The organism is Alsobacter sp. SYSU BS001988, from assembly GCF_054796215.1.
The window spans coordinates 495,788-509,165 of record NZ_JBTAMK010000003.1 but is presented as its reverse complement, the minus strand read 5'-3'; the positions used below and the strand labels follow the sequence as shown (position 1 = coordinate 509,165).

Below are 13,378 nucleotides of genomic sequence, written 5' to 3'. Positions count from 1 at the left end.
CCGTCCGCCGCCTCGAACCGGGTGGTGAGCCCGGCCTTCGACGGCCGCCGCCCCTGGTCCACGTCCTCACGCTGCAGACGCCCCTCCGTGGACCAGAGCATGGACAGGGATATAGGAATTTTTTCTGCCTGTCAAGCGTCATCCCCGGCGGCGCGCAGCGCCGGGAAGGGGATCCAGGAGGGTTGGCGAGGGGCGCCCTTCGCCCGGCCGCTCTGGATCCCCTTCCCGCGCCTGCGGCGCGCCGGGGATGACGGGGGTGGGTTTACGCAAACCTCCTCGTCCTTCGAGACGCCATGCTGCGCATGGCTCCTCAGGATGAGGGGGTGGATGCGGCTGAACCGTTGAGAAGGGCGGCGGTCAGCTGTCCTCGTCTTCCTCGTCGGCGGGCTGGACCGGGACGGCGTAGACGCCGTTGAGCCAGCGCGAGAGGTCGACGTCGGCGCAGCGCTTGGAGCAGAAGGGGCGGTATTTCAGCTGCGTGGGCTTGCCGCACATGGGGCAGACGCCCGTGGTCTGCGGTGCGGGGTCGTTGGCGGGCAGAGGGGCGTCGTCAGGCATATTTCAGGGTCAATCCACCGTCGACGATGAGCTCCAGCCCGGTGACGTAGCGGGACTCGTCGCTGGCCAGGAACAGGGCCGCGTTGGCGACGTCCCAGCCTTCTCCCATATGGCCCATCGGCACCTGCGCGTCGCGCTTGCGCCACATCTCCTCCACGTCGCCCGCCGCATAGGTGGCGGCGAGGCCGGCGGAGGCGGCCACCATGGGCGTCTTCATCAGCCCGGGCAGCACGGCGTTCACGCGGATCTTCTGCGCCGCATATTGCACGGCGGTGGTCTTGGTCAGGTGGTTCAGGGCCGCTTTCGAAGCGTAATAGGTGGCGTAGGGGATGCCTGTCCAGCGGATCGACGCCACCGACGAGATGTTGACGATGGAGCCCCCGCCCTGGCGCTCCATGACCGGGATCACGCGCTTCATGGTAAGGAAGGCGCTCTTCAGGTTCACGTCGAGGACGCGGTCCCACTCGTCCTCGCCGATCTCGACGACCCCGCCCACGACCGCGACGCCGACATTGTTGTCCAGCACGTCGATGCGGCCATAGGCGGCCAGGGTCGCCTCCACCATCTCGTCGATCTCGGCGAGGCGGGTGACGTCCGCCCGGAGGGCGATGGCGTCGCCGCCCTCGTCCCGGATGATCTCGGCGGTCTCCTCGGCGGCGGCGAGGTTGAGGTCCGCGCAGACCACGCGCGCGCCTTCGCGCGCGAAGGTGACGGCCGTGGCCTTGCCGTTGCCCCAGCCAGGACCGATGGACCCGGCCCCCACGACCAGCGCGACCTTGCCGCTAAGACGATCGACCATGCTGCCTCCCCTCGCCCGCCCGGCGCCCGGCCGGGTTCCGGCGGACGACTACAGGCTGTTCAGCCACGACATGTGGATGGGATACCCCTCTCCGCCGAGCAGCGCCATGGCCTCGTAGAGGGGCAGCCCCACCACGGACGAATAGGAGCCGACCAGCTTGGTGACGAAGGCCGCCGCCCGGCCCTGGACGGCGTAGCCGCCGGCCTTGCCGCGCCACTCGCCGGAGGCCAGATAGGCCTCGATGTCGGAGCGCGACAGGTGCTTGAAGGCGACCCTGGTCTCCACGACCCGCTCGCGGAAGCCCTCCTTGGGCGTCACCACGCACAGCCCGGTATAGACCCGGTGGCCGCGGCCCGACAACAGGCGCAGGCACTGCGCCGCCTCGTCGACATGCTCGGGCTTGGGCAGGATGCGGCTGCCGCGCGCCACCACGGTGTCGGCGGCGACGATGAAGCCGCCCTTCAGTTCGTCGCGGGTGCGCAGCACGCCCAGCGCCCGCTCGGCCTTCTCCCGGGCGAGTCGGCGCGCCAGCGCCTTCGGGCGCTCGCCCTTGAGCGGCGATTCGTCGAGATCGCTCGGCAGGAGGGCGTCGGGCTCGATCCCGACCTGCTGCAGCAGCGCCAGACGCCGCGGGGACGCCGAGGCGAGGATGAGCTTCGGTCGCCAGTCTTTCGGCTCTGCGGCCAAGGAACTCTCCGGTCTCAGCGCCGCTCGCGCGGCCGATTTGCGGCGCGGACCGTACTGGAAAGCCCGCAGGTTGTGAACAGCGCCTCGGCAGGCGCATTGCGGGCGGCGCGGCGCGCGCCGGTGTGAGACGATGGCGCGGAGATCGGCAGGGCCGTGATTCGCGGCGGCTATCGACTTGAATCAATCTAGAGACTAGAAATGGTTCAGTCGCGAACCGTTTCGACGAATGCGCGTGGACGAAGGAGCCCGGGCCGTCCCGGGCTGCAAGCCGGAGTACGCCATGCATCGCCTGAACTTCCGCGCCGCCGAACTGTCCATGATGGCGGCCGAGACGTCCTTCGCATCGGCCATCACCATCGCGGCGCGCGCGCCCATCCTGCTCGGCCCGCAGGACGCCAAGGCCCAGGCCGAAACCCACCGCATGGTGGCCGAGAAGGTGGAGGCCTCGATCGAGGGCTTCGTGGCCGCCCAGGTCGCCTTCGCGACCTTCTGGGCCGGGGCCTTCTTCGGCGGCGTGCGCGAGCCGGCCGATTTCGCCCACGGCTTCGCCGACATCGCCACGGCCGCGACCGCGCCGATGAGCCGGCGGGCCCGCGCCAACGCCAAGCGGCTGGTCAAGCCGACCCGCTGAGGCGCGCTGTTCGGCCTAGGACTCTCCCGGCGCCGGCGCGCTCGCCGGCTCCTGCGTCATCGGCGGCGAGCGGTTGTCGAGGCGCTCGCGCACCCGGTACTTGCGCACGCCCAGCGGGATCAGGCCGAGATAGATCACCGTCAGCACGAGCAGCAGCGCGAAGGTGTGGATCACCAGCAGCGTGATGAACAGCGCCACCGCGAGCAGCAGCGGGATCGCCCATTCGCGCGGGACGCGGCTGCCCAGCGTCTTGCCCGCATAGGTCGGGATGCGGCTCACCATCATGAGCGCGATGAAGAGGGCGTAGACGGCCTCCAGCACCACGAATCCGGCCGGCCGTTCGATGCCGACGAGGTGGATGTAGACCGGCAGCAGGCCGGCCAGCGCGCCCGCGGGCGCCGGGATGCCGACGAAGAAGTTCTTCTGCCAGTCCGGCCGCATCGGGTCGTCGATGGCCACGTTGAAGCGCGCCAGGCGCAGCGCGCAGGCCATCGCGAAGGCGAGCGTCACCAGCCAGCCCAGCGAGGGCAGCACGTGCAGGCTGTAGGTGTAGAGGATGATGGCCGGCGCCACGCCGAAGCTGACGAAGTCGGCCAGCGAATCGAGCTCGGCCCCGAAGCGCGAGGTGCCCTTCAGCAGGCGCGCGAGCCGGCCGTCGAGACCGTCGAGCACCGCCGCGATCAGGATGGCGATGACGGCGCGGTCGAGCTTGTCGTCGCCCTCGATGGCGAGGCGCATGGCGGTGAGGCCCGCGCACAGCGACAGGAGCGTCACCAGGTTGGGCAGCAGCACGCGCAGCGGCACGGGCTTGAAGCGCCGCCGGCGCGGTTCGTCGCCAGGCTCGTAGGGCGGGAAGAGGTCGGTCATCGGGCGGGTTCGCTCATGCGGCGCGCAGCTTAGAGCACAATCGGCCAAACACGAATGCGGCGCGGTTCAGATCAGCGCGAAACCGCGGGCCGGATCCGCGGCCCTGGCGTCGGCCAGCACGGTCTCGCCGGCGATCGCCTTCTGGCCCTCGCCGACCAGCGGGCGCACGCCCTCCGGCAGGTAGACGTCGACGCGCGAGCCGAAGCGGATCAGGCCGAAGCGCTCGCCCACGCCCAGCGTGGCGCCCTCCTTGACGAAGGGCACGATGCGCCGAGCGACGAGGCCGGCGATCTGCACGACGCCGTAGCGGCCGGACAGGCTCTCGATGACCATGCCGCTGCGCTCGTTGTCGTCGCTGGCCTTGTGCAGCTCGGCGTTCAGGAACAGGCCCGGGCGATACACCATGGTGGAGATGCGGCCCGACACCGGCATGCGGTTCACGTGGCAGTCGAACACGTTCATGAAGATCGAGATGCGGACCAGCGGCGTCTCGGACAGGCCGAGCTCCGCCGGCGGCACGCAGGCCAGGATCTGGGAGACACGGCCGTCGGCCGGCGACACCACCAGCCCCTCGCGCACCGGCACCGTGCGGGCGGGATCGCGGAAGAAATAGGCGCACCAGGCGGTGAGGATCCAGCCGATCCAGCCCAGCGGGCCCCACAGCCAGCCCAGGATCAGCGCCAGCACGGCGAAGCCGGCGATGAAGGGCCAGCCCTCCCGATGGATGGGCGTCGCCTGCCGGCGGATGGACTTCACGATCGACATGCGTTCAGCTTCCCTTGATCAGGCGGGCAGTTGTCACGGGCCGGCCCGGCAGGTCAAGCCGCCCGGCCGCGGCCGGGGCGGCCGGGGCGGCGCGGCTCAGACCGGAGTCTTCTCGACCAGCCCCTCGGCGGCGCGGGTGCGCTCCAGCGTCTCGCGGGCCTCGTCGGCCTCGCGCTGGCGGTTCCACAGGGCGGCGTAGAGGCCGTCGCGGTCGAGGAGCTCGGTGTGGGAGCCGCGCTCGGCGATGACGCCCTTGTCCAGCACGATGATCTCGTCGGCGTTGATCACGGTGGAGAGCCGGTGCGCGATCACCAGCGTGGTGCGGCCGCGCGAGATGCGCTCCAGGGCGTCCTGGATGTCCTTTTCGGTGAAGCTGTCGAGGGCCGAGGTGGCCTCGTCCAGCACCAGGATGGGCGGCGCCTTCAGGATGGTGCGCGCGATGGCGACGCGCTGCTTCTCGCCGCCCGACAGCTTGAGGCCGCGCTCGCCGACGCTGGTGTCGTAGCCTTCCGGCAGGGAGCGGATGAAGCCGTCGATCTGGGCCAGGGCGGCCGCCTTGTGGACGTCCTCCTCGCTGGCCTCCCAGCGGCCGTAGCGGACATTGTAGCCGATGGTGTCGTTGAACAGCACGGTGTCCTGCGGGACCATGCCGATGGCGGCCCGCAGGCTCTTCTGGTTGACGTCGGCGATGTCCTGCCCGTCGATCAGGATGCGGCCGGACTGGGGCTCGTAGAACCGGAACAGAAGGCGCGAGATGGTGGACTTGCCGGCGCCCGAGGGACCGACGATCGCCACGGTCTTGCCCGCCGGCACCTCGAAGGAGACGCCGCGCAGGATCGGGCGCTCCGGCACATAGGCGAACTGGACGTTCTCGAACCGCACCGCCCCGGAGGTGACGGCGAGCTGCGGAGCGCCGGGCTTGTCGGCGATCTCGGGCTCGCGCGACAGGATCTCGAACAGCTGCTCGATGTCGGCGACCGCCTGCTTGATCTCGCGATAGACCATGCCCATGAAGTTCAGCGGCTGGTAGAGCTGGATCAGCATGGCGTTGATCATCACGAGGTCGCCCACCGTGTGGCGGCCCTCGCGGATGCCGGACACGACCATGGCCATGCAGACCGTGAGCCCGATGGTGAAGATCGTCGCCTGGCCGGCGTTGAGGATGGCGAGCGACACATAGGCCTTCACGCTGGCCCGCTCGTAGCGCTCCATCGACTTGTCGTAGCGGGCCGCCTCGCGCTCCTCGGAGCCGAAATACTTCACCGTCTCGTAGTTGAGGAGGCTGTCGACGGCCTTGGTGTTCGCGTCCGTGTCGCTCTCGTTCATCGTGCGACGGATGGCGATGCGCCACTCGGTGGCCTTCGTGGTGTACCACATATAGGCCGCGATCATCGCCACGGTGACGGCCGCGTAGCGCCAGTCGAACTGGTAGACCAGCACGCCCAGGATGAGGGCGAACTCCACTACGGTGGGGAAGCCGGTGAGCATCACCATCCGGACGATGGTCTCGATGCCGTTGCGGCCCCGCTCCAGCACGCGGGTCAGGCCGCCGGTCTTGCGCTCCAGATGGAAGCGCAGCGACAGCTGGTGCATGTGCTCGAACACCTCGAAGGCGAGGCGCCGGACGGCGTGCATGGACACGGTGGCGAAGAGCGCGTCCCGCCACTGCGTCAGCAGCGCCATGAGGGTGCGGGCGACGCCGTAGATCAGCACCAGCGCGATGGGGGCGGCGACCAGCGCCTCGATCGGGATGCTGGTCGGCGGCCCGTTGGGCCCGGGCGGCACGAGCGCGTCGGTCACCCATTTGAAGGTGAACGGCACCCCGACGGTGACCAGCTTGGCGATGAAGAGCAGCGCCGTCGCCCACAGGATGCGGCGGCGCAGGTCGGCCCGGTCGGAGGGCCAGAGATAGGGCCACAGGCCGCGGATCGTCGAGCCCAGCGACCCCTTGTCGGCCGAAATGCGCGAGGAGCCGCCCGGAATCGGCCGACGCGGCGCGGGAGCCGCGCCCTTGGGCGCGGGCGGGGGCGTCATGACGTTCATGCGACGAGTCCAATCAGGGTCACGCGCTATATAGGCCCCTGCGCGCCGCAGCGCACCCCTTGACCGCCCATCATTTGGGCGGGCGTCGCTCGCGAGAGCCCCACGAAGGGCGTCAGGGCTGCTTCTGCCCCGGAATGACGAACATCTGGCCGGGATAGATGAGGTCGGCGTCGCGGATCTGCTGCTGGTTGGCGTCGTAGATCACCGTGTAGCGCAGGCCGCTGCCATAGGTCTTCTTGCTGATCCGCCACAGGCTGTCGCCGCGCGCCACAAGCGTGGTGCGGATCTCCGGCACGACCACATTGGCGCCGTCGGCCGAGGCGACCTGATGGCCGCCGGTCTCGCCGGGTTTCGCCGGCTCGCCCGGCCGGCTGGCCGGGCCGGGCCTGGCGGCGTCGCCCGGCCGTGAGGCGTCTGAGGCCTGCGCCGGGACGGGCGCCGGCGTGATGGCCGCGGAGGCGCCGGAATTGGCCAGCGACGCCACGCGGGCGGTGTAGTCGAACGGCGCCTCGGCGCGCGACAGCACCTTGCCGTCGGCGGCGGCGTCGACGTCGTCCACGCGGACCCGGTAGGCCCCGTGCTCGAGGCCGCGCGCGATGGTGAAGGACCATTTGCCGTCCGGGGCGGCCTTGGCGGTCGCCAGGAAGGTGTCGTTCAGATAGAGGCGCACCAAGGCGCCGGGCGCGGCCTGGCCGGTGGCGAAGAACTTGCCGGTCTCGTCCGCCTCGACGGTGGAGAGCAGCACGCGCGAGCGCGGGCCGCCGGACGGGGCGGCCGCGGTCCCGCCGGCCGAGGCGGCCTGCCCCGGCGCGAGCGCGCCCGGCGGGGCGTTGGGCGCCGGCGAGGCCGGCGGCGTCCGCGACAGGATCTGGGTCGGCTTGTCCGGCGAGGCGAGCGCGACGATGACCTCGCCGGTCGGCTTGTCGGGGACCGAGACGGTGACGCTCTGCGTCGACAGCTCGCGCTTGCCGCCCGGCGTGGTGACGGCGAGCGTCAGGTCCTGCGCGCCCGGCGGCAGCCGCGGCGGCACCATGGCGAAGTGGCCGCTGGCGTCGACCTGGGCGCGGTCATGCACCTGGCCGTTGCGCAGCAACTCGACGACGGCCCCGGGGACGCCGCGCCCGGCGATCACCGCGTCGCCGGCGGGCTCCACCCGGACGATGTCGAAACTCGGGACGGCGGAATCGGACGGGGGGGCCGGCGCGGCGAGCGACGCCGCGGGCCCCGACGCCGGGACGGCGCCGGCGGGAGCGGCGGCGACCTGCTGGCCGGCGGAGGGCTGTGCGGCCGGGGTCTGGCCGGCCGGAGCCGTGGACGCGACGGGAGGGACCGTCACCATCGTGCCTCCTGCGGAGGAGCCTCCTGCGGAGGAGCCTCCTGCGGAGGACGGCGCGGCGGCCGGAACGCCTGAGGCGGGCGGCGCGTTGCGAGCCAGGTTGGACGGCAGGCCGAACACGGCGATCAGCCCGCCCAGGAAGGCGAAACCCCCGAGCAACGCCGCGATCTTGATCCAGCCCACCATGATGTTCGCCCTACTCGTACGCCCTGCCTCCAAAGTCTTAGCAAATTCCGTGACCCAGCGCCTAGCGTGGAGATGGGGCCGCAAGCCGCGGCCCGCAATCGGCCGCCGACGGCCCGCGGCCGCGTTGACCTCCCGACGGTGCGATGCAACATAAAGTCATGACTGAACTTCGATCGATTTGCGTTTACTGCGGCTCCGGATCCGGCAACGACCCCGCCTTCGCCCAGGCGGCGGAAGAGCTCGGCGTGGCCATGGCGCAGGCCGGCCTGTCGCTCGTCTATGGCGGCGGCGATGTCGGCCTGATGGGCGGCGTCGCCCGGGCCGTCCTCGACCATGGCGGCCACGTGACGGGCGTCATCCCGGAATTCCTGAAGGCGCGCGAGCTGATGCTGGCGGACGCGCAGGAACTCATCGTCGTCCCGGACATGCATACGCGCAAGCAGATGATGTTCGACAAGGCCGACGCCTTCGTGGCCCTGCCCGGCGGGGTGGGAACGCTGGAGGAGCTCGTCGAGCAGATGACGTGGTCGCAGCTGGGACGCCACCGCAAGCCCATCCTGGTGGCCAACGTGGCCGGCTTCTGGCGGCCCTTCCTGACGCTGATCGAGCACATGCGCGAGCAGGGCTTCGTGCGCAGCGGGTTCGAGGTGAACTACCTCGTCGCCGAACGGGTGCGCGACATCATCCCGATGCTGCGCGCCGCGGCCGCCAAGGCGCGGCCCGACGAGGCGGCCGAGGAGCTGGTGTCCGAGCGGTTCTAGCCCGCCGCGGAGCCGCGGGCCGGGGCCCGCGCCGGTCAGGCGCCCCACAACAAGAACGGCCGGCCTTTCGGCCAGCCGTCTTGGTCGTCCTCGAGGCGGATGCGAACTCGCCCTGGACCTCCATGAAGCCCTATGAGGCTTCGCTCTTTATGGCGCCTTCGGGGCCGCCGGGGCCGGGGTCGGAGCCGGCGTCGCGGGGGCCGGAGCCGGCGAGGTCGTGCTGGTCGGCGCGCTCGTCGTCGCGTGGTTCATCTCGTTGCCTTCATAACCGCGCCAGACGAAGAACACGACGGCCACGACCGCGAGCACTCCGATAATGGCGCCGATGACGCCAGTATTGCTCGGGGGACGGCTGTATGTTCCAGGCGCATCCACGCCAGTGCGAATGGCATCGTCCGTGATCGGGCGGTTGACGTCGTTAGGATCGTAGGTCATCTTGTCCTCCTTGACCTCATACCACTTACCTGTCGTGCCATTTGAACGCCCCGGCTTGGCATTTGTTCCAATTGCGGGCGGGACGACAGCTTCAGCCAGAGGCTTGCCGCCACGACGAAGCTTGGGCTCGACCGCGGCTTGACGTCGATTCCGGAATTGCGGAAGCTCTCGCCCGGGGCAAGGATCCGGGAACCCGGACGCATGCGCGCCCGGACGGTTTCGTCCGGCAGGGAGGAGCCGATGATGCAGTCTCGCCGATACGACGCCGGCCTTCGTCAGCCTTGCGGGCGAATGATCGCCCTGGCCGCCATGGCGGCTCTCTTCGCCGGCCTGCCCGGGCTAGGCCCGGCCGCCGGGATCGCCCAGGCGGCGCCGGCCAAGCCCGCCGCAAAAGCCGGCAAGCCCATCAAGGTCACGATCACGAACAAGCGCGAGATGGCCGTCACCAGCATCGGCTTCGTCGCGCCGGGCGCCGACAGCGGCGGCCGCAACCTCCTCAAGAAGCCGCTCGCCCCGGGCAAGAGCATCGTCGTGACGGTGCCGGCCAAGAAGGGCGAATGCGCCTTCGACGTCATGGGCTCCTATGAGGACCAGACGGAGATCTCGGGCGCGAGCATGGACCTGTGCGTCGATCCGAAGCTGACGCTGGTGGAGTAGTCCGCGCCGCCCGCCGCGGAAGGGCTTGGGAGCTAGAGCATGGTCGCATGCTTTGGCGCGAAAAGCCGGTTTTCACCTTTTCGCAGCATGTTCTAGACCTGCGCCCCGCACTTCATCAGCCGGTAGGTGATGCTGTCGGTGAGCGCCTGGAACGACGCGTCGATGATGTTGGCGGAGACGCCCACCGTGGTCCAGCGCTCGCCGTGGCGGTCGCCGCTCTCGATGAGCACGCGGGTGACGGCGTCCGATCCGCCCTGGAAGATGCGGACCTTGTAGTCCACCAGTTCGAGATCGGCGATGAGGCTCTGGTACTTGCCCAGGTCCTTGCGCAGGGCGACGTCGAGCGCGTTGACGGGGCCGTTGCCCTCGGCGGCGGAGATCAGCGTCTCGCCCCCCACCCTCACCTTCACGGTGGCTTCCGAGAAGGTGACGAGGTCGCCGGCGGCGTTGTAGCGGCGCTCGACGCTGACCTTGAAGCGCTCGACGGAGAAGAATTCCGGCGCCTCGCCCAGCACCCGCTTGGCGAGCAGGAAGAAGGAGGCGTCGGCGCCCTCATAGGCGTAGCCCATCGCCTCGCGCTCCTTGACCTCGTCCAGCAGGCGGGCGACCCGCGGGTCGTCCCGGCGCACCTCGATGCCCAGGCGCTCCAGCTCGGCCAGCACGTTGGAGCGGCCGGCCTGGGTGGAGACCAGGAGGACGCGCTGGTTGCCGACCGATTCCGGGGGCACATGCTCATAGGTGCGCGGGTCCTTCATCACGGCGGAGGCGTGGATGCCCGCCTTGGTGGCGAAGGCCGAGGCGCCCACATAGGGCGCGTGGCGGTTGGGCGCGCGGTTGAGGAGCTCGTCCAGCGCGCGGGACGCCTGCGTCAGGGTCGAAAGGCCCTCGTCGTCGACGCCGATCTCGAACCGGTCGGCGTAGTCGGGCTTGAGCTTCAGCGTCGGAATCAGGGTGACCAGGTTGGCGTTGCCGCAGCGCTCGCCGAGGCCGTTGAGCGCGCCCTGGATCTGGCGCGCGCCGGCCCGCACGGCCGCCAGCGAGTTGGCGACGGCGTTGCCGGTGTCGTCATGGGCGTGGATCCCGAGATGGTCGCCCGGCGCGTGGCCGCAGACCTCGCCAACGATGCGCTCGACCTCGTGCGGCAGCGTGCCCCCATTGGTGTCGCAGAGCACGACCCAGCGCGCCCCGGCCTCATAGGCGGCGCGGACGCAGGCCAGCGCATAGGCCGGGTTGGCCTTGTAGCCGTCGAAAAAGTGCTCGCAATCCAGCAGCGCCTCGCGGCCGCGCTCGCGGGCCGCCCGGATGCTGTCGCGCACGCCCTCCAGATTCTCCTCCAGCGTGCAGCCCAGCGCGACGTGCACGTGGTAGTCCCAGCTCTTGGCGACGAAGCAGATCGCGTCGGCGGCGGCGTCGAGCAGGGTCGCGAGGCCCGGGTCGTTGGCGGCGGAGCGCCCTGCCCGCTTGGTCATGCCGAAGGCGGTGAAGCGGGCCGCGTGGGTGCGCTTGACCTTGAAGAAGTCGGTGTCGAGCGGGTTCGCGCCCGGATAGCCGCCCTCCACATAGTCGAGGCCGAGCCGGTCCAGCATGCCGGCGATCTGGATCTTGTCCTCCAGCGAGAAGTCGACGCCGGTCGTCTGCGCGCCGTCCCGCAGGGTGGTGTCGAAAAGCGTGAGTCGTTCGCGGGACATGCGGAAAGTCTTTCTGAAATCAGATCAGTTGAGAGGTGGGAGAACGCCGCAGCGGGCCCCCTCGATGCGGCCGATGGGAGGGATGGCGCCCTGCCCGGCCGCCCCCTCTGTCCGCTGCGCGGACATCTCCCCCGCTGCGCGGGAGAGAGTTGGGGATGCAGGCCGCAGCGGGTCCCCTCTCCCGCGAAGCGGGGGAGGGCTAGGGAGGGGGCGGCTGGCGCCCTGCCCGGCCGCCCCACCCACCGCCTTTGGCGGTCCCCCCTCCCCTGGAGGGGAGGGATGGCGCGGCGGCGTCACCGCTTCACCTCCCAGGTGGTGACCGGCTCGCCGGTGGCGGGGTCCTTGCCGTCCTTGAGCTGGATTCCCATCGCGGCGAGTTCGTCGCGGATGCGGTCGGACTCGGCGAAGTCCTTGGCGCGGCGGGCGGCGAGGCGGGCGGCGATGAGGGTTTCGACAGGTCCTTCAGCCTCCTCGGCGTTAGAGATCTGGCCGCCCCTGGTATCGCGTTGCGGAGTTCTGAACAGTCCTAGAACCGGAATGCTTTGGGCCAACAATTCAGCATCATCCGCATTCGACTTCGCCGATTTCGCCAAGCGCGCCAAGACCGAGAGCGCCAACGGCGTATTCATGTCGTCCATCAATGCGGCAATCAGATCAGGATGAGGTTGCGCACCGATATCGGTCAGCGCTCGATCATCGGCGATGATGTTCATGTAAAAGGCGTCGCGCAGTGCGATGACGAAGTTGTCCAGCGTCCTTTCCGCCTCCTCCAGCGCCTTCACCGTCCAGTCAATCGGCTGCCGGTAGTGCGTCTTCAGCATCGCCAGGCGCAGCACCTCGCCCGGCCAGCGCCGGCCGCCGAACCTGTCCGTCTCCAGCAGCTCGTTGATGGTCACGAAGTTGCCGAGGCTCTTCGACATCTTCTCGCCTTCGACCTGCAGGAATCCGTTGTGCATCCAGACATTCGCCATCACCCCGTGGCCGAAGGCGCAGGTGGACTGGGCGACCTCGTTCTCGTGGTGGGGGAAGACGAGGTCGATGCCGCCGCCGTGGATGTCGAAGGTCTCGCCGAGATGCTTCCAGCTCATGGCGGAGCACTCGATGTGCCAGCCGGGGCGGCCGAGGCCCGCGATTCCGGCCGGGGACGGCCAGCCGGGCTCGCCCGGCCTGGAGGGCTTCCACAGCACGAAGTCGGTCGTATCCCGCTTGTAGGGCGCGACGTCGACGCGGGCGCCGGCCTCCATCTCGTCGAGCGTGCGGTTGGCGAGCGCGCCATAGCGGGGCAGCACGCCGTCGGCGGCGTTCATGGCGCCGGGCGAGAACAGCACGTGCCCCTCCGCCACATAGGCGAAGCCGCCCCGGACCAGCCGCTCGATGATCTCGCGCATCTCGGCGATGTGCTCGGTGGCGCGCGGCTCCGCCGTGGGGGGCAGAACGCCCAGCGCCGCGATGTCGGCGTGGAACTGCGCGGCGGTGGATTCGGTGACCCGGCGGATGGCCTCGTTCAGCGGCAGGTCGGGGAAGTCGCGGGCGGCGCGGTCGTTGATCTTGTCGTCGACGTCCGTGATGTTGCGGACATAGGCGACGTGGTCTGCGCCATAGGCATGGCGCAGCAGCCTGTAGAGCACGTCGAACACGATGACCGGGCGGGCGTTGCCGATATGGGCGAAGTCGTAGACCGTCGGGCCGCAGACATACATCCGCACCTTCGCCGGATCGATCGGGACGAACTCCTCCTTGCGGCGGGTCAGCGTGTTGTAGAGCTTGAGCGACATGCGGTTCCACCCTCGCCAGACTGGCTGGGGATCCGCTTCGAGTTTTTCAAACCAAGACGGCTCCAGCCAGCGGTGACGCTAGCTGCAAATGTTCACGATCGAGATAACGGACGTGCGGGCCATCATGGCGGCACCATGCGTGCGGGCCGCGTCTCAGTCAAGGGCGGGCGCGCCGGCGATGTTTCGGCGG

Annotated in this window: 13 protein-coding genes; 3 read left to right on the top strand and 10 right to left on the bottom strand. The window is 69.9% G+C overall.

What is annotated here, in order from left to right; genetic code table 11:
- Positions 1-357 precede the first annotated feature (357 nt).
- The 3 genes from ACYVO7_RS09470 to ACYVO7_RS09460 are packed head-to-tail and all read right to left on the bottom strand — an operon-like array spanning position 358 to position 2,044.
- Entirely contained in the window at positions 358-558 is a 201-nt protein-coding gene (locus tag ACYVO7_RS09470; protein ID WP_460449569.1) for a DNA gyrase inhibitor YacG, read from the bottom strand.
- A complete protein-coding gene (locus ACYVO7_RS09465) occupies positions 551-1,357 on the bottom strand; it encodes an SDR family NAD(P)-dependent oxidoreductase (protein WP_460449568.1) in 807 nt (268 codons plus the stop codon). Before ACYVO7_RS09465 ends, ACYVO7_RS09470 begins: the two co-directional genes overlap by 8 nt.
- A gap of 48 nt (positions 1,358-1,405) precedes the next feature.
- On the bottom strand, positions 1,406-2,044 hold the full coding sequence (locus tag ACYVO7_RS09460) for a Maf-like protein (protein ID WP_460449567.1): 639 nt from the start codon (positions 2,042-2,044) through the stop codon (positions 1,406-1,408).
- 232 nt (positions 2,045-2,276) lie between these two features.
- Here ACYVO7_RS09460 and ACYVO7_RS09455 point away from each other — a divergent pair, with 232 nt between their 5' ends.
- Positions 2,277-2,675, top strand: coding sequence for a hypothetical protein (locus ACYVO7_RS09455; protein WP_460449566.1), 399 nt, complete (start codon positions 2,277-2,279; stop codon positions 2,673-2,675).
- Positions 2,676-2,690: 15 nt separating this feature from the next.
- Here ACYVO7_RS09455 and pssA read toward each other — a convergent pair whose 3' ends face one another.
- The 4 genes from pssA to ACYVO7_RS09435 all read right to left on the bottom strand — a co-directional run bounded on the left by pssA (position 2,691) and on the right by ACYVO7_RS09435 (position 7,872).
- Positions 2,691-3,542: a CDP-diacylglycerol--serine O-phosphatidyltransferase gene (gene pssA, locus ACYVO7_RS09450; RefSeq protein ID WP_460449565.1), complete on the bottom strand. Its 852-nt coding sequence runs from the start codon at positions 3,540-3,542 to the stop codon at positions 2,691-2,693.
- A 66-nt stretch (positions 3,543-3,608) separates the two neighbouring features.
- Positions 3,609-4,307 carry a phosphatidylserine decarboxylase gene (locus tag ACYVO7_RS09445; protein WP_460449564.1) on the bottom strand — a complete coding sequence of 233 codons (699 nt, stop codon included), beginning with the start codon at positions 4,305-4,307 and terminating at the stop codon, positions 3,609-3,611.
- A 96-nt stretch (positions 4,308-4,403) separates the two neighbouring features.
- Entirely contained in the window at positions 4,404-6,341 is a 1,938-nt protein-coding gene (locus tag ACYVO7_RS09440) for an ABCB family ABC transporter ATP-binding protein/permease (protein ID WP_460449591.1), read from the bottom strand.
- Between the two features lie 121 nt (positions 6,342-6,462).
- Complete coding sequence (locus tag ACYVO7_RS09435; RefSeq protein WP_460449563.1) at positions 6,463-7,872, bottom strand: LysM peptidoglycan-binding domain-containing protein; 1,410 nt, start codon at positions 7,870-7,872, stop codon at positions 6,463-6,465.
- A gap of 158 nt (positions 7,873-8,030) precedes the next feature.
- On the opposite strand from ACYVO7_RS09435, the gene ACYVO7_RS09430 reads away from it, so the two are divergent.
- Positions 8,031-8,633, top strand: coding sequence for an LOG family protein (locus tag ACYVO7_RS09430; RefSeq protein WP_460449562.1), 603 nt, complete (start codon positions 8,031-8,033; stop codon positions 8,631-8,633).
- Positions 8,634-8,780: 147 nt separating this feature from the next.
- On the opposite strand, the gene ACYVO7_RS09425 is transcribed toward ACYVO7_RS09430, so the two are convergent.
- Complete coding sequence (locus ACYVO7_RS09425) at positions 8,781-9,068, bottom strand: hypothetical protein (protein WP_460449561.1); 288 nt, start codon at positions 9,066-9,068, stop codon at positions 8,781-8,783.
- Positions 9,069-9,311: 243 nt separating this feature from the next.
- On the opposite strand from ACYVO7_RS09425, the gene ACYVO7_RS09420 reads away from it, so the two are divergent.
- Positions 9,312-9,725, top strand: coding sequence for a hypothetical protein (locus ACYVO7_RS09420; protein ID WP_460449560.1), 414 nt, complete (start codon positions 9,312-9,314; stop codon positions 9,723-9,725).
- Between the two features lie 92 nt (positions 9,726-9,817).
- On the opposite strand, the gene cimA is transcribed toward ACYVO7_RS09420, so the two are convergent.
- Positions 9,818-11,413 carry a citramalate synthase gene (gene cimA, locus ACYVO7_RS09415; RefSeq protein WP_460449559.1) on the bottom strand — a complete coding sequence of 532 codons (1,596 nt, stop codon included), beginning with the start codon at positions 11,411-11,413 and terminating at the stop codon, positions 9,818-9,820.
- Positions 11,414-11,706: 293 nt separating this feature from the next.
- Entirely contained in the window at positions 11,707-13,188 is a 1,482-nt protein-coding gene (gene cysS / locus ACYVO7_RS09410; protein ID WP_460449558.1) for a cysteine--tRNA ligase, read from the bottom strand.
- Positions 13,189-13,378 lie beyond the last annotated feature (190 nt).